The 21629-nt window shown below is 46.0% G+C and carries 23 protein-coding genes and 1 pseudogene; 21 read left to right on the top strand and 3 right to left on the bottom strand.

All coding sequences use genetic code 11. The features are described from left to right. The first annotated feature begins 55 nt into the window (after nt 1-55). The 20 genes and pseudogenes from ACFRAM_RS01005 to ACFRAM_RS00910 all read left to right on the top strand — a co-directional run bounded on the left by ACFRAM_RS01005 (nt 56) and on the right by ACFRAM_RS00910 (nt 17418). Nucleotides 56-1042, top strand: coding sequence for an alpha/beta fold hydrolase (locus ACFRAM_RS01005; protein WP_379464126.1), 987 nt, complete (start codon nt 56-58; stop codon nt 1040-1042). Nucleotides 1043-1067: 25 nt separating this feature from the next. Further along, nucleotides 1068-1739 carry a response regulator transcription factor gene (locus ACFRAM_RS01000; protein ID WP_379464726.1) on the top strand — a complete coding sequence of 224 codons (672 nt, stop codon included), beginning with the start codon at nt 1068-1070 and terminating at the stop codon, nt 1737-1739. Beyond that, nucleotides 1736-2731, top strand: coding sequence for a sensor histidine kinase (locus ACFRAM_RS00995; RefSeq protein ID WP_379464124.1), 996 nt, complete (start codon nt 1736-1738; stop codon nt 2729-2731). Before ACFRAM_RS01000 ends, ACFRAM_RS00995 begins: the two co-directional genes overlap by 4 nt. A 126-nt stretch (nt 2732-2857) precedes the next feature. Beyond that, entirely contained in the window at nt 2858-3823 is a 966-nt protein-coding gene (locus ACFRAM_RS00990) for an MBL fold metallo-hydrolase (RefSeq protein ID WP_379464122.1), read from the top strand. Nucleotides 3824-3994: 171 nt separating this feature from the next. Next, nucleotides 3995-4942 carry a helix-turn-helix transcriptional regulator gene (locus ACFRAM_RS00985; RefSeq protein WP_379464120.1) on the top strand — a complete coding sequence of 316 codons (948 nt, stop codon included), beginning with the start codon at nt 3995-3997 and terminating at the stop codon, nt 4940-4942. A gap of 113 nt (nt 4943-5055) precedes the next feature. Then, nucleotides 5056-5457, top strand: coding sequence for a VOC family protein (locus ACFRAM_RS00980; RefSeq protein ID WP_379464118.1), 402 nt, complete (start codon nt 5056-5058; stop codon nt 5455-5457). Nucleotides 5458-5793: 336 nt separating this feature from the next. Beyond that, a complete protein-coding gene (locus tag ACFRAM_RS00975) occupies nt 5794-6486 on the top strand; it encodes an HAD family hydrolase (RefSeq protein ID WP_379464116.1) in 693 nt (230 codons plus the stop codon). Between the two features lie 257 nt (nt 6487-6743). After that, on the top strand, nt 6744-7310 hold the full coding sequence (locus tag ACFRAM_RS00970) for a hypothetical protein (protein WP_379464114.1): 567 nt from the start codon (nt 6744-6746) through the stop codon (nt 7308-7310). Between the two features lie 311 nt (nt 7311-7621). Further along, nucleotides 7622-7960, top strand: coding sequence for a hypothetical protein (locus ACFRAM_RS00965; RefSeq protein WP_379464112.1), 339 nt, complete (start codon nt 7622-7624; stop codon nt 7958-7960). A 59-nt stretch (nt 7961-8019) separates the two neighbouring features. Continuing rightward, nucleotides 8020-8331 carry a DUF4303 domain-containing protein gene (locus tag ACFRAM_RS00960; protein WP_379464110.1) on the top strand — a complete coding sequence of 104 codons (312 nt, stop codon included), beginning with the start codon at nt 8020-8022 and terminating at the stop codon, nt 8329-8331. A 15-nt stretch (nt 8332-8346) separates the two neighbouring features. Further along, on the top strand, nt 8347-8961 hold the full coding sequence (locus ACFRAM_RS00955; protein WP_379464108.1) for a hypothetical protein: 615 nt from the start codon (nt 8347-8349) through the stop codon (nt 8959-8961). A 27-nt stretch (nt 8962-8988) separates the two neighbouring features. Next, entirely contained in the window at nt 8989-10014 is a 1026-nt protein-coding gene (locus ACFRAM_RS00950) for a leucine-rich repeat domain-containing protein (RefSeq protein WP_379464106.1), read from the top strand. 16 nt (nt 10015-10030) lie between these two features. Further along, nucleotides 10031-11239, top strand: coding sequence for a hypothetical protein (locus ACFRAM_RS00945; protein WP_379464104.1), 1209 nt, complete (start codon nt 10031-10033; stop codon nt 11237-11239). A gap of 169 nt (nt 11240-11408) precedes the next feature. Continuing rightward, nucleotides 11409-11591 carry a hypothetical protein gene (locus ACFRAM_RS00940; RefSeq protein WP_379464102.1) on the top strand — a complete coding sequence of 61 codons (183 nt, stop codon included), beginning with the start codon at nt 11409-11411 and terminating at the stop codon, nt 11589-11591. A 124-nt stretch (nt 11592-11715) separates the two neighbouring features. After that, nucleotides 11716-12453 (top strand): hypothetical protein, encoded by a 738-nt coding sequence (locus ACFRAM_RS00935; protein WP_379464100.1) that lies wholly within the window; start codon nt 11716-11718, stop codon nt 12451-12453. A 24-nt stretch (nt 12454-12477) separates the two neighbouring features. Further along, nucleotides 12478-13565 (top strand): annotated as a pseudogene (locus ACFRAM_RS00930) (ankyrin repeat domain-containing protein). A gap of 166 nt (nt 13566-13731) precedes the next feature. Further along, nucleotides 13732-14271, top strand: coding sequence for an RNA polymerase sigma factor (locus tag ACFRAM_RS00925; protein WP_379464098.1), 540 nt, complete (start codon nt 13732-13734; stop codon nt 14269-14271). Between the two features lies 1 nt (nt 14272). Then, the gene (locus tag ACFRAM_RS00920; protein WP_379464096.1) at nt 14273-15568 is read left to right on the top strand and encodes a DUF4179 domain-containing protein; all 1296 of its coding nucleotides are present in this window, start codon (nt 14273-14275) and stop codon (nt 15566-15568) included. A 240-nt stretch (nt 15569-15808) separates the two neighbouring features. Next, nucleotides 15809-16768: an AAA family ATPase gene (locus tag ACFRAM_RS00915; protein WP_379464094.1), complete on the top strand. Its 960-nt coding sequence runs from the start codon at nt 15809-15811 to the stop codon at nt 16766-16768. A gap of 14 nt (nt 16769-16782) precedes the next feature. Then, nucleotides 16783-17418: an RNA ligase family protein gene (locus tag ACFRAM_RS00910; RefSeq protein ID WP_379464093.1), complete on the top strand. Its 636-nt coding sequence runs from the start codon at nt 16783-16785 to the stop codon at nt 17416-17418. A gap of 251 nt (nt 17419-17669) precedes the next feature. Here ACFRAM_RS00910 and ACFRAM_RS00905 read toward each other — a convergent pair whose 3' ends face one another. From ACFRAM_RS00905 to ACFRAM_RS00895, 3 genes are all read right to left on the bottom strand, one after another. Then, the gene (locus tag ACFRAM_RS00905) at nt 17670-18386 is read right to left on the bottom strand and encodes a DsbA family protein (protein WP_379464091.1); all 717 of its coding nucleotides are present in this window, start codon (nt 18384-18386) and stop codon (nt 17670-17672) included. A gap of 97 nt (nt 18387-18483) precedes the next feature. After that, nucleotides 18484-19239 carry an HAD family hydrolase gene (locus ACFRAM_RS00900; RefSeq protein ID WP_379464089.1) on the bottom strand — a complete coding sequence of 252 codons (756 nt, stop codon included), beginning with the start codon at nt 19237-19239 and terminating at the stop codon, nt 18484-18486. A gap of 60 nt (nt 19240-19299) precedes the next feature. Then, on the bottom strand, nt 19300-20217 hold the full coding sequence (locus ACFRAM_RS00895; protein ID WP_379464087.1) for an ArsR/SmtB family transcription factor: 918 nt from the start codon (nt 20215-20217) through the stop codon (nt 19300-19302). Nucleotides 20218-20373: 156 nt separating this feature from the next. On the opposite strand from ACFRAM_RS00895, the gene ACFRAM_RS00890 reads away from it, so the two are divergent. Continuing rightward, nucleotides 20374-21552: an MFS transporter gene (locus ACFRAM_RS00890; RefSeq protein ID WP_379464085.1), complete on the top strand. Its 1179-nt coding sequence runs from the start codon at nt 20374-20376 to the stop codon at nt 21550-21552. Nucleotides 21553-21629: the final 77 nt, after the last annotated feature.

The raw sequence follows: 21629 nt of genomic DNA, 5'->3' as shown, positions 1-21629 counted from the left end.
TATCAGATCTTTAGAATGATTCTCTATGCTGTACTCTATAAGGGGGAGTACGATAATGAGAACAGGATGGAAGACCGTAAAGAAAATACTGAAGCAACTGACATTAGCTGTTATCGGCCTGCTTATTGTAGGGACCGTAGCCATTTATTTGAACCACCAGTATCAGCTGCGCGAGGAGTCGGGGCTGTTTGCAGGTGAAGGGCAGAGAGTAAGGGTAAACAACCATGAGCTTAATGTATATAATGAGGGCAGTGGCGAAGACACCTATGTGTTCATGGCCGGTTCCGGAACTGCCTCGCCAATGTATGAGCTTAAAGGGCTTTACAGCAAATTCTCGGCGGACCACAAAATTGCGGTCATTGAAAGAGCCGGGTACGGGTATAGCGAGATCGCTGGCGACGATAGGGATCTGGATAAGATCCTCGAAGAATCGAGGGAAGCGATGCATCGAAGCGGCAACAAGCCGCCCTATATTCTGATGCCGCACTCTTTGTCAGGGCTGGAAGCGATCTATTGGGCGCAGAAATATCCCGATGAGGTTAAAGCAATCATTGCACTGGATAATGGTCTTCCCGAAGAATATGTGGAGCACCCGTTGGGAGGGCTGAACAAGCTGCTCATGCGAGGCATGAATGTGATGACGCGCCTGGGTTTTCAGCGTCTGTCGCCTTTTATGACCTATGATCCCGAGATCATCCGGCAGACTTTTCTAACCGAAGAGGAGAAGCGGAAATTCAAAGCGATTTCTTATAAGCAGGCTTTCAACGAAGATATGATGCAAGAACTCCTAAACGCAGCAACCAATGCTGGACGATCACTGAAACTACCTTTACCTAAGGGAACGCCGATCCTGTTTCTATCCGCCTATACGGAAGAGAACCAGGATTCGAAATATACTCGCCAAAAGGAAGAGCACTATCAAGTAATCGCCGGACAGTTGGATGTTGCTGAGGTGGTTCGAGTAAAAGGTAAGCACTCTCTCTATTTGTACGCACCAGATGAAATCTTCCAGCTTGCGGAGAAGTTCATGGACAGACTGTAAATCAGACAAGCAGAAAGGCTGAATGATGAAGGAATACAACCTGCTCATTATAGAAGACGACCATTTAATCGGCTCATTGCTGGTGAAAATATTACAGCGCGAAGGGTATAAGGTCTACTGGAGAACAGACGGCAAAGATATGCTGGAGATTATCAAACACATAGATTTGGTCATTATGGATGTGATGCTGCCAGATGAAGACGGGTATTTATTGACCCGCAAGCTCAAGAATCGGGGACTTCCTATCCCCGTTATTTTTCTGTCCGCCCGGGGTGATATGGACAGTAAGCTTCAAGGACTGGAGATAGGAGAAGAGTATATGGTCAAACCGTTCGATCCTAGGGAACTATTGCTCCGGATACGGAAAATGCTGGACAGCGCTTATGGGACCTTCGTGCAGATTTTGCATCTGTATATCGACGTGGAGCGGAAAAGGGTGTTCAACGGCAGCCTCCACCAGGAGGTGCTCTTTACCGCGACGGAGCGTAAGCTGTTCTTCTATCTGTACGAGAACCGGGGCCGCATCCTGTCAAAAGAGCATTTTCTCGAATACGCATGGCAATTGGAAGACCGCAATCCGAATCTGATTCCGGTACATATAAAGAAAGTAAGGGCGAAGATTCAGGATGAACTGGGCAAGATTATCGAGACTATATACGGAGAAGGGTATCGACTGAATACCTATTTTAAATCATGACATTAAAGACTAAATTCCGGCTGTTGCTGGTATCCGCACTTGTCACGGTGCCGGTTACAATGCTGGTGGTAGGTGTACTTGTTTCGCTAGTGTACGATGCGGTGTTCAAGACAGGTAACGGGGGGATACCTTTTTACGCCTCTTTTGCCTACCCAGTGATGCTCGGTCTCTTTTTGTGCTCACTGCTGCTGACTGCTCTCTTGTTCTCAAGGTCCATTCACTCCCTGCTGAAACGAATTAATTTGCTCAATCAGACGGTTCGGGAGCTCGCGAGCAACGAGAAGATTCCGGATACGCTGAGCGTTTACACCGGGGATGAAATTGGAGACTTGATCCGGTCGGTGAATCTGTTAATTGAACGTACGACTTATCGGGAGCTTCAGCTCCGCGAGCAGGAAGAACTTAACAAGGAGATGATGAACAAGCTGCGACATGATATTAACACTCCGCTGACCGCTATGCGGCTGCAGCTGTTCGAACTGGAAATCGAGAATCCAGAGCATGCTAACTTAACGTGGTCACTGTCCAGGCAGATTCAGTACATCTCGGAATTGACGACTGAAATCAGACTTCAATCCACCGGCACGCCGGACAGTTCGTATATCTTGAAGGACCGGGTGAATCTGCATGAATTACTTGAGACAATGGTGAAAAAGTGGGCTTATCTATACAGCATCCAGAGTGTGGAGCTGCATTATGCATCCTTGAACCGGGAGCTGAACTGGACAAGCAACGCCTTGTGGCTGCAGCGGCTTTTCGATAATATTTTTCAGAATTCGCTCAGACATTCAAACGCGAATATAGTCGAGGTAACGATTCAAGACAATGTGGTGATGATCCGCGATAACGGGACAGGGTTTGATGCACATGTCAGCCATTCGGGTCTTGGTCTGAAGATCATTGCGGACCTGTCCCAGGTCCTGCATATTGCTTACACGTTGCAATCGGACGGGAGCGGAACAGTGTACCGGTTCACGGCGGAAGCTTTTTAAAGACATACCGTCTGCTGTTCATCATTCTTAAGTCTAGCTTGTATATCCTGATTTTTGAAAAAAAACCATTGTCTCTCGTATTGATCTGGCATATGATATATTCCGATATTGGAGGGAGAGGCGAATATGAAAAATAGGATAGAAACATTTAGAGGCTCTGAGCATTTTCGGCTGAATCACATCGCTGATAGTGTAATTGCAGCGATTGCGATTCCAGGTACCGGTTCTTTGGGAAATGCAGCAATCATTGATCTAGGCGATACAACTCTTGTCGTGGATACATTCTCGACCATACAGGCTGCTGAGGATTTGAAGGCAGCGGCAGAGTACCTTACGGGAAATCCTGTATCCTATGTAATCAATACGCATTGGCACAGTGACCATACCTCTGGAAATCAAGTGTTCATCCCTACGGCTCAAATTATTTCGACATCAACTACCCGTGAGATTATGAATTCTTTTTCCAGAGATAGGTTAACGAAATATAAGGAAAATATGGATCAAATGTATCAGGCTATCGACGAGCTTGAAGAGCAAATACAACAAGAGACGGATGAAAAGTTAAAAAGGGAAATGGCCTGGGAAAATGCTAGTGACCGTGAGTTTATGAAGATGCTCCCCAATCTGGTACATTCGCTGCCGACGATAACTTTTGATCAACAGATGACCATACATGGCAGTAATCGTAGCATTCAACTCATCACATTTGGCGGGGGTCACACGCAAAGTGATGCAATCGTGTACATCCCTGAAGATAAAATAGTCGTAATAGGGGATCTGGTGCTTTCAAAACATCACCCGGTTTTGACGCATGCAAATCCTCAGGAATGGCTGAATATTTTGGAGAAGGTTGAACTGCTAGATGTAGAAACTATCGTACCGGGACATGGCGAAGTATGCTCATTACACGAACTTCACGAAGTGAAGGGGTATATAACCAATATCATGAAAATAGTGACAGAAGCCGTTCAAAGTAATAGAAGCATTGATGAGATTGAAGTACCGAAAGAGTATCATGACTGGTATTTTACTACATATTTTAAGACGAATTTGAGTAAAGTGCATGCGATGATCACTAAACTAGAGGATTAACGAAGAGTATTTAGAGCAAGACTATTCTTGAGTTCAGAAGAAAGAAATGAAGAACACATCTTATGGATGATCGTTTCTCTAAAACGTGCCGTTACTCATAGCGCGATGAACCTTACCACAAGTGATGGCAAGTTTTTGGTGAACAGCATTAAGTTTCAAGGGAGGCAGCCAATGAACAAAACAGACCGTTTATTAGCCATCGTTCTGGAGCTGCAAAGTAGAGAAGTGATACGGGGCGAAGAGTTAGCGGACCTATTCGAGACCAGCTTGCGGACCATCTATCGTGATATTCAGGCACTTAGCGAAGCGGGCGTGCCGATTATTGGTGCCCCGGGCACAGGATATTCTTTGATGAAAGGCTATTTCCTGCCGCCGATCCATTTCACGGTAGAAGAAGCCGTGACCTTGCTTATAGGAACGGACTTTATCGAGCAACGATTTGATGATGAGTATCGTGTCAGGGCTCAAGCCGCTCGAAGGAAAATCGAGGCCATTCTATCGGAGAGCGTTCGCGATGAGACTTCTCGTGTGCGCAAGGCGCTGCGCTTGCTCACTCCCGGTAAACCGGACGTGCTGTCAAAAGAAAGGGAATATTTCGAAAAGATCCGCCTGGCGATATTAGAGGAACGAAAGATCAGATTTCATTATTCGAAAGGGATTGGTGATTCCAAGGGGAATTACCATAGTGATCGTACCGTCGCTCCCTATGGTCTGGTACTCGTTGAAGGATCTTGGATGCTCGTGGCCCGTTGTGATCTACGTCAAGATATTCGCCATTTCCGTTTGTCCCGAATGACCGAGCTAATCGATCTGGATGAACAATTCGAACTACCGGCGCATTTTAACTTAAGGGAGTATACCCCTGCGGATGATCGCCACTTGCGAGTTCGCCTTCGATTTAACCATGATATCGCAGATAAGGTGAAGGAATCGAACTATCATTACATAGAGGATATGGAAGAGCGTCAAGATGGATTGCATGTAACCTTACGTGTTCGTCAACTGGATGAATTGCTGCAATGGGTGCTTGGCTGGGGAGCGGGTGTAATCGTATTGGAACCCGAATCATTTCGAAAAAGGATTACTGAGGAAGTCCAAAAGATGCTAAAACGCTACTGACATAACGTTGTCAGTAGCGTTGTTTTATAATCGGGTATGTAAACGTAACGTCGTTGGTTCTGGCCCACGATATTATACTATTGTTTTACTTATTATAGGAAGGATGATATTTTGTGAATTTCGCTTCTGTACGCATCATTACCGACGACGTGGATCGTCTCGTCGAGTTCTATGAGAAAGTCATGGGTGTTTCGGCGGAGCGCCCCGCGCCCGTTTTTGCCGAACTCGCCCTGCCATCTTGTACCCTGGCCATCGGCCACTCCCAGACGGCGGGGCTATTCGGCGCTGGTTCCGTAGTGGCGGCTAACAATCATACTGTCATCATCGAGTTCCGCGTCGACGATGTCGAAGCCGAATACGTGCGTTTAAAGCCAATTGTCGAAGAATGGGTACAGGAACCGACCACGATGCCGTGGGGAAACCGTTCTGTGCTTTTCCGCGATCCTGACGGCAACCTCGTTAACCTCTTCGAGCCGGTGACCGAGGAAGCGATCAAACGGTTTAGCAGTAGGTAGCATTCAACAAACGTATAGTTAAAAAATTACCTCTTATAGTCACATTGGAAATCATTCCATGTGACTATTTTCTTTTCAACTTCTGTTCAATGAGAGACAGAGCTCATATCCGTAGAAAATGGTGTAGTGCATTTAGTAGACCCTGCGGATCCTCCTCCGGTATGAGGTGACCGCACGGTAGAGAGTATCCCGTATAATTAGTTGCATACTTTCCCCACGATTAAATTCCGACATATGCTATAGTAAGAGTGAGAATTCTTTGGAGAATGAAAAAGTAATTGTTATAGTGAAAATTTGAGGGAAGATCAGTCTTTTTTGAAAAAGGGAGAGTAACCAATGTCGCAATCATTTATCTTTGATATGGATGGAACACTATTTCAAACAGATAAGATTTTAGAATTATCTCTTGAGGATGCTTTTAACCGTTTACGGTCGCTAAATAGATGGGATACAGCAACGCCTATTGATAAGTACCGTGAAATTATGGGTGTACCTTTACCCAAAGTATGGGAAGCTTTGCTGCCTGATCATTCTATTGAAGAAAGAGAGCAGACGGATGCTTATTTCCTGGAAAGATTAATTGAAAATATTAAGCGTGGGAAAGGCGCTTTATATGCTAATGTAAATGAAGTTTTCAGTTTTTTAAAAGAGAATAATTGTTCAATCTATATAGCGAGTAATGGTTTGACGGAATACTTAAAAGCCATTGTCAGTTATTTTAATTTGGATCATTGGGTGACTGAAGCATTTAGTATCCAACAAATTGAATCGCTGAATAAATCAGACTTAGTTCGGATTGTTATTGAAAAATATGGTATTACCAATGGGGCAGTAGTAGGCGACCGCCTATCGGATATAAATGCGGCTAAAGATAATGGTTTAGTTGCAATCGGGTGTAATTTTGATTTTGCACAAGAAAATGAACTTGCCCAGGCTGACTTCGTAATCGATGACTTAATTGAATTAAAATCGATTTTGCTTAATTTGAATGGTTTATATCCTAGTCGTGATGGTGTCGCTAAACGCTGAGTGGAGCTTTGGATTGAAGCGGGTTATAGACTCCAATTATAGTCAATATCAGCATATGTACTTTAGAAAACCACTCCATACGTCAGGAGTGGTTTCTTTTTTTATTTGTTTATGTGAAATTTTGTGGTAAAACTGTACTTTGTGTTTAAGTATATTATGGTGAACCGTATCCAAAATGATGACGAAAAATTCAGGTGAAAAGTATAGTATATATCAATGTGAATTCGTGTTAGTTAAAAACTGAAGGAGGTTATCTTGTGGGAAGATCATTTGCTAATTTACATATTAAGTCGAATAACCTTGAGAAGACGCTCGATGCACTAAGAGAGCTAAGCCACGGGTATACCGAAGTATTAGGTGGAAAAGAAGCTCAGGAGAGCAAAACTGTCATGTATGTAAGCAAAAGCAACGATGACTGGATCAGCGTCCTCCATGATTATTTTGTATGGGGTACGGTGAAGGAGATTGGCAAAACGTTATCCCAGCTTATCGGGGTGCCAATCATGACCGGCGGATACATAAATGAGGAAATTTTCGAGTTGTCGTTTTTTGCCGACGGAGACATTCAAGCCGAGAGAATCTTTTGTGAACAGTGGACGAGAGATGAATACGAGCAGCTCAAAGAAGAACGTCTTAATGATGACTACCTTAAAGAAGTGTTGGGTATCGACAATGAGTCTCTGGCCGATCTCATCAGTATTACTAGCCCTGAACAAGCCGTTAATAAGCTGTCGGAGCTCGTTGAATTAAGTTTGTGGAGCGATTTTGAGTGGATACCGTATGAAGAGACGCTCAAAAAGCAATTTGAAAAATATGAACTTTGAACATACATTAGTGTATAGACATGGCTCCTTGCATTAGACGCAGATGATACAGTGATTTGAAATTTGTTCCAAGGAGGCATGAATGAAGCTAGATTTCTTGTTAGATACATATGGAACATGCGTCGGTCAATTGAGAGATGAACTGTTGCCTTTGGAGGAATTAGCAGAGACATGGGAGTTTTTCGTATGATATTCATTTTGTATTGCGTATTTTACCTGAAAGTTATGGCCGAAAAACATTTAGACGTTTTGATAGCAGGGACCACGCTCTATATTTAGACATCAGCATCGTCTATGAGCAGTATCAACGGATGTCTAAAAGTGAACAACGCGAAGCTTTAGGTATCTTTCTCTATGAGTATCTGCTGGAGTCTATTGCAAAATATAAAAAGCACGCAGATAAGGAAACACAAGATCAATTATCGATCCGGGTAAAAAATTGGATGTTAGAAAACAATTGGTTGGATGGAAAGATCAATAAAGCAAGGATGCTACTTGCGCAGAATGTGGGACTTTATGAGGTCAGCCGACAATTGCAAATGCCATTAGAAGAAGTGGAGTATATCCTTCTCCGTATGCATGATTATGAGCCAACTGAAGCTCATCCGGACAACATCGCAGCTGAAAAAGCCCCGCCATATCAATTGTAGAAATCATATGGATAAAGATCCATAGTGACGAATCCGAAATTTAAAATGAAAAGTGGGCGATGATCATAAACCCGATGCAAGAAATAGAGGAGCTGGCAGCAGAGATTGCCGGCGCGGGCAGGGCGTCTTTTCGCACTCTTTTTGAAAATGGAGAAAGTTACTATTACTGCACTCTATTTACTACTGGAGAGGGACATGCGCCAAACATCTCTGCCTGGTCGTGGGAGGCCTTGGAGAGGGAAGCAGGCAGGCAAGGAGAGGAAAGCGGCACGCCGGGATCAACGATTGCGGAACTCATCAAATGGTCCTATGCCGATTTACCCTATTGTTGTTTCAGGGATGAGGACTTCGCTAAGGTTAAACTCCCTTAAATGGTGGTGAAGTAAATGAGTGGATTAAAACACAGCGGATTCTATAAACTTAAATTCTTTATAACACCAGAGGAATTTAAGGATGTTATAAAACTTTTCGAGCAGCAACAAGCACAATTTAGTCATACTAATTACGCTCAGACAAAACATGACTCAACACAGGTGTATGAGGCTTATGGAAAATTCTACCGATATTTCATAACGCAAGAAAAGCCCGATTACCACCCGTTCTTTGTATATTCTATTTCTTTTACTGCTGGTAATGAAAGCTCTGGTTTTTTTGCGAGAAATGAGAGTCTCAGATTTCCATATGGCGAGCGATGGGCAGAAGATGAACTGCCATATATCATGTTTTCCTTACCGAAAGGTTTCCAAATGGATTTGGAGGACGAAAAGGGAAAGTATTATATATACGAGGATATTCGTGAACATCAGCCATTAACGTATGCGTTTTTTAACGAAGTAGCAAGCAATATTAAACAAATCACAACACCGTTTCGTTTTTTGGCACATGCGGAAGATGGTTTGAAAGAGCAAAAACCGCCGGTTCGCATAAGCAAAAATGCGGTAAATGACATGATGAACTCTTGGATTTTCAAAAAATATAAACTTGTTATGAATAATAAGTAAATCACATGCCAAATAGGAGGTTTACGCATGCGTAAGCAATGGAAAAGAAGGATTCTGATCGATAATCCTGTTGCGCTAGACCCGGTGCAGATCAAGCAGGATTTGCACGATGGTAACCAAGTGATTGTCCAGTTCTCCCACCCGGATTTTTATGGCTCTATCTTGGAGGGAGTCGATGAGCTTTGCGCGCGTTTGGATGAGAATTTCGGAGTGCGTTTCTATGGGCATTATTCCCTCTCTTTTGATGCTGACACGCTTCTACGGATTCCCCATGTCAAAATGCTGCATCTCAATAGTCTCACCCAGGCACATAATACCGATACATTGGCTACGCTGGAACACTTGTACAGTTTGCATGTGGGCATATATGAGCTGGAGAATTCGGATATTCTGGGAATTGACTCTCTGCGATCGCTAAAAGAGTTAACGATTATTTCGGAGAAAAAGAATCTTAACCTGCTATATTTAAAAGAATTCGCTCATCTAGAACAATTACATGTTGGGGGGAAGGTGAAAAACCTGGATGCGGTAGGCCATCTGGAACACTTGAATTACCTCGCGCTGCATTCGATTAGCAAATCACCATTGCATTTTATTAATCAATTGCAGAAATTGAAGCACCTTCGTATTCTTCTTGGAGGCCGCGAACATATTCAGGAAATCGAAGAGAACGAGATCGACGACCTGGAGATCATTAGAGTACGTGGATTCCATGACCTGAGCAATATTACTAAATTTAAAGACCTAACGAGGCTCGTAATCGAAGATCAAATTCAACTGCAGGAAATCGGATTTGATCGGGAGATGAAAGCGCTGGAGGAGCTATCTATTTCGAATTGTAAAGGCTTGACTTCTTTGTTGGAAATGAAGCACCTGCCTACGCTGCGTAGGCTCCGCATTTTTAAAACAGCCATCGATTTCGATTCCTTTATCCATCAAGAGCTTCCAAATGCTTTATCCGAATTTGAATTCGCGACCTCCAAAAGCAAAGTAGATCGAGAAATACAAGAATCTTTATTAAAGCTGGGTTATCAAAAATGGAGCATAACTTGATAGGAGGATAACAGAAATGTCAAATGATAACCAGGCGCGTCCTTCTGCTGGCTCCGTTAGAGAAGTTGGCCGTTATCCTATCGACCTGACAGGTCCTCGCAGTCACACTCTTGTCATTCAGCCCGGTGTGGGCAGTCTGTCTATTGGACCACCGCAATTGGGGAAAAAGGCGGATCTTCACGTCGAACCAGACGAGGTCATCGATTGGACGGTATTCGATGCCTTTGCTACGCCTGCAGGTTCGCCCTGGCCGAGATTTCTGCACTATTCAGGCAGTGACACGGGCTTTTTGGATTGGGCACAGAAACGTCCCATTGAAGAGATGACGTGGTCTCCGGTTCTGTCTGCCGATACGGTAGTAGACGCCAGCCAGTCCATTTTGCATGGCTTACATATCGAGCTGGGCCCGTCCGGAGAGCGACTGACGCTGAGGCTTCCGCAGAGACCTTTCCGTCTGAACGTGTCCGGCGACCTATCACGTTTCTTGGCCACTGGCGGTATGCCGTCTTCTCTGACCCTAGCGCCGCGTACCGGCCGACGCAAGAATGATCCTCCTTTTATACTGCCGGACCTCGGTGAATTGCACCAGGTGACGAGCCTTATGCTGCACAACGCGCCGCTGGGACAGCCCATCTCGCTGGGTTGTCTAGACCGGTTCCCAAATCTTGACTCACTGAGTTTGTGGGGGAATTTCTGCGACATGGACTCGTTGGCTCGTCATACCGGGTTAACGAATCTGGAGCTGCGCTTCATGCCTGATTTGGCGGGTTTTCCCTCCCTGGACACGTGGCCGTTGCTTGACAGATTTATCGCCTACAATGTGGAAGAGACCGTGGGCAAGCGCCTAAGGCAGCAAATGAAAGCACGCGCTAAAACCCGCCCGTGGTCCGGTCATGCTTCAGTGAGCCAATTGCGAAAGCCTGAATGGTGGCTGACCGAGTTCGGTCGCCCGTTTTCGTCCTGGCCTAAACGTCAGGCCAAGCTGGCTAATGAAGCTTTCAACGTTGCCCAGGTATCCTTGGCCCAGGCCCGCAGCTTTGCCGATGCCGAGGCGGCCATTACGGCTTTCACTATGCGCTTCAATACCCTCAAAGGTATCGAAACTACCGAAAGAGAAGACCTTGGCGAAGCAGTATGGCAACTCAGCCAGTCCAATCATTTAATTGGCCAGCCTATAACTGAGGAGATGGCTCAAAGCTGGTTCGATGCAGCTCGCGATTACTGATGGATAAGTAAGATTTAATCTGTTGGGATGAAGTCCAATCTCTGGAAAGCTGGTTTTTGCTGGTGTCTATGTCGTAACAAAGAAGGTGGATACACTGGAGGCTTACCAGGAGTTTAACAAGGCCCTGAGATACTTGGACGCAGGGAAAATGGAGGAGGGAGAGCAGTGTTTGAAACAAGCAATAGAAGCAGCGAAGATCGCTAGCGACAACGCCGTTTTCATACAGGCCGTGGTCTGTTACGGCGATTTATTGTCGGAGACGGGGAGGGCTCGAACCTGCCGCCGAATGGCTGAAGCTGGCCCTCGAAGAAGCTGCTTGTATGAATTTGGATACGGATGTGCTGGATTTTGAGCATGAACGTGCCCGAGTGATTTTAGCACAATTGGAGGCGAAATAAGGTTAGAACAACTGGAGGTATGGGGATATAGATTTTTAAACATTTCGCTATCATATTCAGGAAACTGGAGGAGTATTCATGTACATAGTATCTCGGCAAAATCCGCTGTCTGAAGCCCAAAACCAAGTGCTTGCGAAGGAAGATGCCGCTATTTATCCACAAGGCTATCTCCGCTTTTTACGGCGATTCGGCGAAGGGACTTACAGAGGATGGATGAATGTCCAATTGCCTGATCCGGAGGTGCTACAACCTTTTGCCGAGTATGGGTTGTGGGAGTATGGCGAAGACAGCCCCATTCATGAACAACAGATCGGCGAGTGTATCGCTATAGGCACGACGGTGGACGGTGACTTTCTGGCGGTACATCCCGAGACGGCTGGGCTGCTCTGGCTGCCCCGGCATGCGGAGCACATAAAGGCCATTTCGCTGCAGGCACGGGAGCAGGAGGACGAAGGGACGTACGCCTTGGTGCTGGACGACATATACCGTCAGATTTATGGAAGCAGCCTAGAGGAAGACGTCTATTATGAACCGTGGACAGGCACTCGGAGTCATCTCTTTTTGCGTTTGCCACCAGGGCAGAATCAGCTTTCGCTGCGCGAACTGGCCAGAGTGTGCCAAGCTGATTTTCCACCGGATTTGTCCATTGAGACCCCATATGCGTGCTTCCTGTTTTACCGAGAACTGGGCGGCTATATACGTTTGAATTATGCTTACCAGCAAGAGGTGGCTGTCTTCTACGAACGGGATGCTCAACAGGCGTTTGCTATTATGAAGGAATGGCTCTTGTCAATAGGGTGCGAAACGATTTCATAAGATTATTAAGTAGGAGTGGTGTGGATGATCGTCCTGAAAAATATCGGGAGATTCGAGGAATTGCCGGAAAGGGCGATGCATATTTACAAAGGAAATATTCCGGATTTACAGGCTGCCATCGCATCAGGTTGGGATATTGAAGAGGGTATGATACTTAGCAAGCATATCACCGTTAGTCCGTTGGATCTGGCGCTTATATCGCAGCAAACGCAAGTTGTGAAGCTGCTGGTAGAGCATGGCGTCAATCTGAATGTCCGTCATAATCCGGCCTTTTTGCGAGCTGTTCGCTATGGTAAGGAGGATATTGTTCGTTACGTTGTTGCGCAGGGAGCCAAGATGGACAAGCTCAATCACACAGGATCGGGTGCATATTCACAGGCCTACTATGGCAACAAAAAGAACATTCCGCTTATACATGAACTCGGATTAGATATCAAGTTGCATGGCGGTGCCGTATTGCGTCAAACGGTATCGGACCATGACTACAAGACACTCACGTATTTACTGCATCAGGGAGTGGACATCAATTATAATAAACCGGATATGGTCTATCCTTATGAAGCAACTCCATTAACTGTGGCTGCGCGAATGGGGTCTATGGACATGGTCAAATTTCTGATTGAACACGGTGCAGACGTTACTTTGGCGGAAAAAGACGGCGAGCGGCCGTATACAATTGCGGTCAGCATTAAGCATACTGACTTGGCTGACTATCTGAAATCGCTGGAACCGGCTGATTTTCATAATGTGGCGAACAAGAAGCTTGAGCTTAAAAAATATAAATTAACACATGAACTGGTCGGCTTTCTTACAGGAGACAAGCTACGCCTTGAGCTGGCGCCAAATGAATATGAAATCGGGTATATCGACTTTTTACATTGACCGATACGATCCAGATGAAAGTAGGGAGGCAAAAGCTGCTGCGTCTTTCAGCCGACATCGGCAATTACTCTGGTCTGCAACTGCTTTGGAATCCAAAGAAAAAAGGTTTAATCGGTTGTTATGATATGGAGCACCAGGTCTATGCTGATTTATGCAGCTTTACAGAGTTCCTCGAGGAGCCTGAATTGCACCTCATAAAGTTTCTTGAGGGGGAGTTGTCCGATGACTAATCAACCTGCTCTGGCATTATATTACCGTGATCTTACAGTCATGATCTAGAATGAACGGGAAACAGAAGGATGCATTATTAGCCGCTGAATAGATCAGCGGTTATTTTTTCTGCTGAAATTGAACCTTTTAAGCCGCCCAATACTCTTAGTAGGGAGAGAGGTGAAGATGGATGTGGTTCAACAGGTCAAAAAGTCCAAAAAGGGGGATAAAGAAGCATTGCTCCAGCTAATCATGACAGAAAAAGATGCGTATTACCGGTTGGCTTATGCTTATATGAGAAATGAATCGGATGCGCTGGATGCGCTGGAGGATATGCTTGTTAAGCATAATGAGGGAATTCATCAATTGAAAAAGCCGGAAGCGTTCTATTCCTGGAGCAAGACGATTCTAGTCAATCAGTGCAAGCAGTCTTTGAGACGAAGACAGAAATTACTCCCTGCAGAAAATTTGCAGAATGTACGTAGAGGGGAGAATACATCCGGAGACAGCCATCCTTCTCAGGTAGAGGAGAGAATGGATTTGCAAGAACTTTTGCAGCAGCTTAATGATGAGCAACGTGAAGCAATACAGCTAAAATATTACCGTGATTTGGATTATGGAGCGATTGCAGCGATTACTAATGTACCGACAGGGACCGTGAAATCCAGGGTTTTTCATGGGTTGAAGAAGCTCAGGGCCTTGTTAGGAAAGGAGGAGAGGAAGTAAAATGGAACGTTCTCACTGGAATGCCAAGGAAGAATGGTCTGAGCTTGTCGCTCCGCCCGAACTAGAGGAGAGATTACGTACAGCGCTGAATCGCGGTAATCCCCATATAAGAACACGGCGCCGCTTCACGGCAGGTCTTCGAATTGCGGTGGCTATTATCGCTGTCACGCTGGTTGTTAGCAACCAATATCACGCGCTTGCTTATTACGGAAAAAAACTGCTGGGTTATGAAATTATCAGCGACGGTACACTGAAAAAGCTGATTGATCGAGGCTGGGGACAATCGTTAGATAAGCGGGTTACCCTCGCTAACGGAACAGAGTTCGTTCTTGACGGGATCATGTCAGATGACAATCAATTGATTTTATACTATACGTTAATCCCCCCTTCCGGCAAACCTGCTACAGATGTGATCGATAGTTTAGTTTTTCTTGATGTTTCGGGTTACCAAACGAAATCGAGTTCGACCAAAGGCGGAGGTTTTTCAGTCCAAGGAGGGGGGGAGAATGTTTTCAGATTCAGTGCCTTTGAACCGGTCAGCCCTCTTGCCAAGAATCTAACACTTACTTATATGGATTACAGTCTAGGAGCCGATCAAAGACAAATGAAACAGCTAACCTTCCCTTATCACCCGGACGAGGCGATGACTACCCAGATCAAGCAGTCCATCGATAAGAGCTTGACGTTAGATAATTCGACTCTGACGTTTAAGTCTATAACTGCAACGCCAACGATGACCTTGATAGAAGGTTCTATACAAGGAGAGAATCAACTTCTGTTATCGAACAAATTACTCGATGTCGGACTTATTGCAAACGGTCAGCCTGTTTCGCGTTCTAGTAGTCAGACTAATAATCGAACGGGTGATGTCTACGGTTTTTCCATAGATTATGATGCAATCCCTGAGAACCTGCATTCGCTTCAGCTTAAGGTGAGGACATTTCCTGTCTATCGCAACACCTTGCAGAGACTTCCGCTGACTGAATTGAATATACCACTAAGTTTGGAAGGGCAGGCTATTCGGTTATTAAAGATAGTACATGATATTGAAGGCACCAAAATTACGTTGGAAATGGATGAAGATGTATTCTTGAAGGAATTATCTTTAGAAACTAAAGATGGTCTAGTGCCCTTAAAAAAGGTGGTTGATAGCAAGTACGTCAAGAGAGCAGACGGAGGAGATAATAAAATAGAAATGTTGCTGTTCGACACATCGTTGAAGCCAGAGTATTTACAAATCAAGGAGATGGTTTATTCGGAACGGTATGGAAAAACTATAGATATTCCTTTGAAGTAAGGAGTGCTGTTTTTCTGTAATATGTTCTCCTACAATAAGCCCTTAGGTCGATTGTGAGGACCAATCTTTGTTCGTTATACTCTAAGTTAGGTGTTAAAGCTGCTGCTCATAGTTCTGATGAAGTACAACGGCAAGATTCATTCAGCCCAGGGAGAATTGAAACGATATAGGAAGCATAACGCTATGTTGGCTCAAATGCTGTCCCGCAATAAAATAAATACTTGAAAGGAGGTGATAACTATGAGTACCATTCATATGCTGACGGGTATTCCCGGCAGCGGTAAGAGCACGTATGCCAAGCAACTTTGCCGCAGTGAACGGGCTGTGCTAGTGGCCACAGATGACATCCGGGAGCGGTTGTTGGGTAGCGAATCCAAGCAGAAAAATAACTATCTGGTGTTTGATACGGCTTTTGCAGAGATGGAGCAGGTGTTGGCCGGCGGCCGAAATGTTGTTTTTGACGCTACAAATATTGACCGGGGACGCAGACAGAAGTTCCTGAAGCGATTCAGCGAGATCCCTGTAGAATGCCACGTCTGCGATACTCCTTACGAACTGGCCCTTGCGCGGAACAAGCTGCGAAAGCGAAGGTTGAACGAGGTAATCCTAACTAAATACGCCAAGAATTTTGCATTTCCGGTGCCAGGTGAAGGCTTCTCTGCCGTGCATATCGTACATGCTGAAGCTGATCCCGGGATCGTGCGTGAGGAATTGGAGCAGCTGCTAGCAGCCGAACCAGGACACGATGAGCTGTTTGGCTATCTGTCCGCATCTTCTTATTTTTCGATTATGCTGGGATTTGATCAAGGGAACCCTTATCATTCCAAGACACTTTCTGAGCATACCCACAGTGTGCTGGAATATATCAACCAATGTTATGAGGGAGAACATTTGCTGGCGATGCAGCTGGCAGCGCTGTTTCATGATACAGGCAAACCGCTCTGCAAGGTCTGGAAGCAGACCCGGGAGTATTATTCTTACTTCGGCCATGAACATGTCTCCGCGATCATTGCCTGCAATCTGTTGAAAGCGCTGGGCTATGATGACGATTTTGTCCTGCATGTCGTCTATCTGGTCAGCTTCCATATGGAGATTCTGCATGGCGGCGACGCAGGAGCTTCGAACATTTATCATCTGCTGGGCGGTGAGCTGCTGGCAGAGCTGTATTTTTTCGCTGAAGCTGACAGCTTTGGCAAGTAAAGAGGTGAAGAAACATGAAAGTGAAATATCCGAGGACGATGCATCTGCCTTGGTCGAGGGGGTACACGGACGACGATAAGATTCTGCGGAATACTGAGCATTTCAAGGACCGTGAAGTCGTCATTACGGAGAAAATGGATGGAGAGAACACCACGATGTACAGTCACTCCATTCATGCCCGGTCGCTGGACAGCAAGGATCATCCGTCAAGGCATTTTGTTAAGACGCTGCATGGCGGTATCAAGTACTTGATTCCCGAAGGCTATCGGTTATGCGGGGAAAATGTCTATGCCAAGCATTCGCTGTACTATTCAGCGCTGCCATCTTATTTTATGCTCTTTTCCGTGTGGGATCGCAGTAATCAATGTTTGTCTTGGGAGGAAACTGAAGCATGGGCGGAGCGTCTGGGGCTGGTAACCGTCCCGGTGCTGTATAAAGGGATTTGGAACGAGGAAGCAGTAAAGACTTGTTACACCAAGCAATCGAATTGCGGGGGAGAGCAGGAAGGGTATGTTGTGCGGCTGGCTGACGCTTTTGCGTATGAGGATTTTAAATACAGTGTCGCCAAATTCGTTCGTAAAAATCATGTCCAGACCGATGACCACTGGCTTAGCAAGCCGGTCGAGCCAAATTTGCTATCACCTAGATAGTCAGGCGTAACGGATTAGATATAATTTTTCTTTTTAGAAAGAAGGGGTTGTTGATCATGTAATCTGTAACGTATAGTTCTCCGATTTTAACTCTACTTAATATCTATATACATATACTCCACTTCGTTTGACTTCCATTCCCGGCTGCAAAGAACGCCCCTTTACCAAGGACCGGTTTCTTTTTGTCTAATAATATGAAAAAGGAGCGTCCCGCCGTCATAATGACTCCTTTGGGAAGCTCTATTACCGTTCTATTCCTTCAAAGCCGCTTCAATCGCCGTAGTCAGGCCTTCGTAAGAAGAGTCGGGAAGCAGCACACCATTCACCATGAATTTAGGCGTGCCGTTAACTCCGTAGGCGCCGGCAATTTTGAAGTCCTCTTTAACATCGAACATGTAAGTGTGGTTCTTGACATCCTGCTCGAACTGACCATAATCAATGCCGGCGATATTATCCTTGACGAACTTCAGGATGAACTTCTCGGTCGCCCAAATCTTGCTCTCATCGCCTTGGTTCGCGTATAGCTTGTGGACATATTCCCAGAACTTCTCGTTGCTCTGATTATAGATGGCCTCACCGGCACTCGCGGCCAGATAGGAGTCTCTGTCAATAAAAGCAAAGTTCATGAAGAAGAATTCCGCCTTACCGGTATCTACGTAGTCCTTAATGAAGGTGTCCAGATACTGCTCAGTCCACTTTTTGCAAGCAGGGCACTTGAAATCCGCAAATTCTATCACTTTGACTTTGGCAGTGCTGCTCCCCAGATGGGGCTGCTTCTCATACTTTAAACCGTCAACCACAATCTTGCCTTTAACCTCAGTGTAATTTGGCAAGCTGTCGAGCTCGGAAGTGCCGTTCTTGCCCGTGAAGACAAAGGCAGCGACTACAACCAGAACAACACCAATCACCGTCAAGAGCATGGGTAGTAACTTGTTATTGCTATGTTTTGAATTTACTTGTTTATTCATTCCAGACTTCCTCCTGCACGCTTTGATCATTCACTGTAACAGTATAATCAAAGCTGCTAAAGGAAGCCTATGGCATTTCTAACACTAGAGAAAGGTCCTAGCTGTGGATTTTAATCTGCTGCGCTGCGGTACGGATGACCGGAGGGACCTCGTAGATCGAAGAAATGGTCTTGACGGCTTGCTGCATTTCACGCTGAAGCTCAATCATGTTGTAGAGCCATTCGTTCTGTTGTTTAAGATAAATGCTGTTGATCCCGGCTGTTACGGCTGGCAGTACATCTGTACGCAGAGAGTTTCCGACCATCCAGGTCACTTTACGGTCAAAGGTACCGCTGGCCAGGATGTTCTCCAGGGCCTCGACATTTTTATGCTTGCGGATAAAGATACGATCGTCAAAATAAACGTCCAGCTTCATTTGTTCAATCTTGCGCTGCTGTATGGTATCGTCTCCACCAGTGTAGAGGTAAAGATCATGACCTTCCTGTTTCAAGGTATCGAGCGTCTCAACCATGCCGGGGTAGGCCTCAATCTCCTGATCATAGACACTCATGCCCAGCTTCATCAGCTGCTGCTCCTCAAAAGCATCGGCTTTCCGCCCGTATTTGGCGCAGAAGAAATGATAGGTCCCAATCAGGGATTTAGGGAAGTTATCGCTGGCTAGACCGCTTGTGCTAACGGTTTCCACATCAATTTCAGCCTGTTTACTCCGCATTTCGCTTGTAGGCAGTCCATAATCCTGGAACCATTCTGCCATCAGTTCAAAATATTGTCCCAGAATGAGATCGAAGTATTTGTTGCAGTGGACGAGGGTATCGTCCAAATCGAAAATGACTTGTTGAGTCATATATTTCACGCCACTCACTCCTTGTTCTGTCTCTGTCTCTGTCTCAATCTTTGCTCTCTGTCCATTCTATTATAAACGTATATAGGATTCCAGGAACATCTGCAGCTCTGATGCTCCGTCAGGGCGGATGCTGAAACGTTCATTATACTCACCGCGCAGATGAATACGCAATAGACCTGCTACCCGCAGAATCATCAGATGATGCATGAGCATCTCCCGCGACTGGTTCAAGTCGGACTGTATCTCCCAAAGTGTCTTCGGCTCATGAGCCACATGCCGCAGCAATCTGAGCCTTGTGGGATTAGCTAAAGCCCGGGTCATGCGAAGCAGCACAGTAGGGGGCTCGTCCTCATTTTCTAAAGGCACATCGACCGGATATTGGATAATAACCATGGTGTTATAGAAGCAATAGGTGTTGATCGGCCGATTGTGGACCGTAGGAAGCAGAACAATGGTTTGTAAATTCGGCAGTTCTTCAATAACGACGCCGCCAGAAGCATATTCAATCAGGGCGATGGGGTCCATTTTGCTCTGCAGCATTTTCTTCTCGGAGGCATCCTCGATGAGCAGCGGTAGGATTTTGTGCTCCACATGGCGGAAATATTGACTGTACCACAGCCGCAGCAGAGGGGTGTAGCTGTCCTTGATACGCTGACATTCTTCCAAGGTAAAGCCTGTAATGAGTGGAGCCACATGCCGGAAACAATCTTCGAGCGAAGTGGACTCCAGTTCATCCAAGTAGCTTAGGACCTTCTCGGCTGGTCCAAGGCTGTAAGCCCAGGCATACAGGACATCATAATCGCTGAATGGCCATTCAGCAGCCTGCATAATCTCCGCAGCCTGATGCGATGGAAAGCGGCTTTCCACGTCACTGACCCAGTCGGGGCCGATATCCAGATTGGAAATCCATTTTCGCGTAACATATAACATAAAGCTGTCAATCAGCTCGTAGACCGGTGAGACATCAATTTTCAATTCATAGTTCATGAAGCTTGCACCCCCAGGAAATCCGTCACTTCTATATATTATCTCTTGTTTTGAAGAGGCTTGTCCACTATAATGTTCGGTGTTTGTCTTTTGGGTGCAGTTCGGATAACGTTTGTTTTTGTTTACTTTTATTTGTTTTGTAGGAGGCTTTCACCTGTGTCAGACCCGCACTCAAGCGCTGTTCAACGAAACAGCAACGTGAATTACCTGATTCTCATCACGGTTATTATTGCTGCCGGACTTAGCCAAGGGCTGCTGCTGCCGGTTTTATCCATTCTTTTGGAGCAAAAAGGGGTCTCCTCGTCCCTGAACGGTTTAAACGCAGCTGCACTGTATATCGGTTCGTTCGGCATGACGCTTATCGCCGAGCGGGTGCTGGGAGTCATCGGCTTTAAGAAGCTTATTACCGCAGGACTCACGCTCGTGCTGGTGAGCCTATTGCTATTCCCGGTGCTGCCGGGCATCAAGGCGTGGTTCGTGCTTCGACTGCTTGTCGGTATCGGGGACTCGGCCATCAATTATGCTGCCCAGCTCTGGGTGCTGCTGATGACCCCGGCACAGAACCGTGGACGTAATCTTTCCATCTACGGAATGTCATATGGTCTTGGCTTCAGTCTTGGTCCTGTGGGGATTAGTCTGCTGCGCTTCGGACAAGCCACGCCTTTCTTGGTCTTAGCTACGCTGTTCTTGATGGCTCTACTACTGACATTGATCAAGCTCCCGGAATCCCGCCCGGAAACCTCCGAGAGTAGGGAGGGACAGGTGCGCCGCTTTGGGCGAAGCTACAGTCTCGCTTGGTATGCCTTGATTCCGGCTCTTCTATACGGCTACATGGAGGCCAGCCTGAACAGCAACTTCCCGATCTATGGTCTGCGGATTGGTTACAGCGCGGATCAGATTGCTGCACTGCTGCCTTTTGCCGGTATCGGGGGGCTAGTGCTTCAGCTTCCCCTGGGGATGTGGAGCGACCGGTTCGGCCGCAAAAAAGTTCTCATGCTTGCCGGGATCGGAGGCGGTTTGAGCTTCACACTGCTGCCACTGGCGGGAGATCATTTCATGTTTTCGCTAGTTCTGCTTGCATTTGCCGGCGGTTTTGTCGGTTCATTCTTCTCGCTTGGTCTAGCCTATGCAGCAGATATTCTGCCGCGTAACTTGTTGCCGGCGGCCAATGTTGTGGCATCTTTTCACTTTAGCGCAGGCAGTATTCTCGGTCCGGCTTTGGGCGGACTGCTGCTGGAGCTCAGCTCCGGCGGCGGTGTATTCGGGCTCATGGGACTGCTCTTTATCTTGTTTGGACTGCTGGGATTATTGTTCTCGCCACGGTCACAAATTTGAAGTAAAATAAGAACAGGTGCTCGCATGGAATTTAATCTCGCTTTCCAATACACTATAGTATAGAGATGAGGACAGGA

The sequence above is a fragment of the Paenibacillus sp. NPDC056722 genome (assembly GCF_042790635.1).
In the GTDB taxonomy this organism is placed as follows: Bacteria; Bacillota; Bacilli; order Paenibacillales; family Paenibacillaceae; genus Paenibacillus_AQ; species Paenibacillus_AQ agri.
The sequence above is the reverse complement of the archived record's forward strand: the minus strand, read 5'-3'. Positions and strand labels throughout refer to the sequence as shown.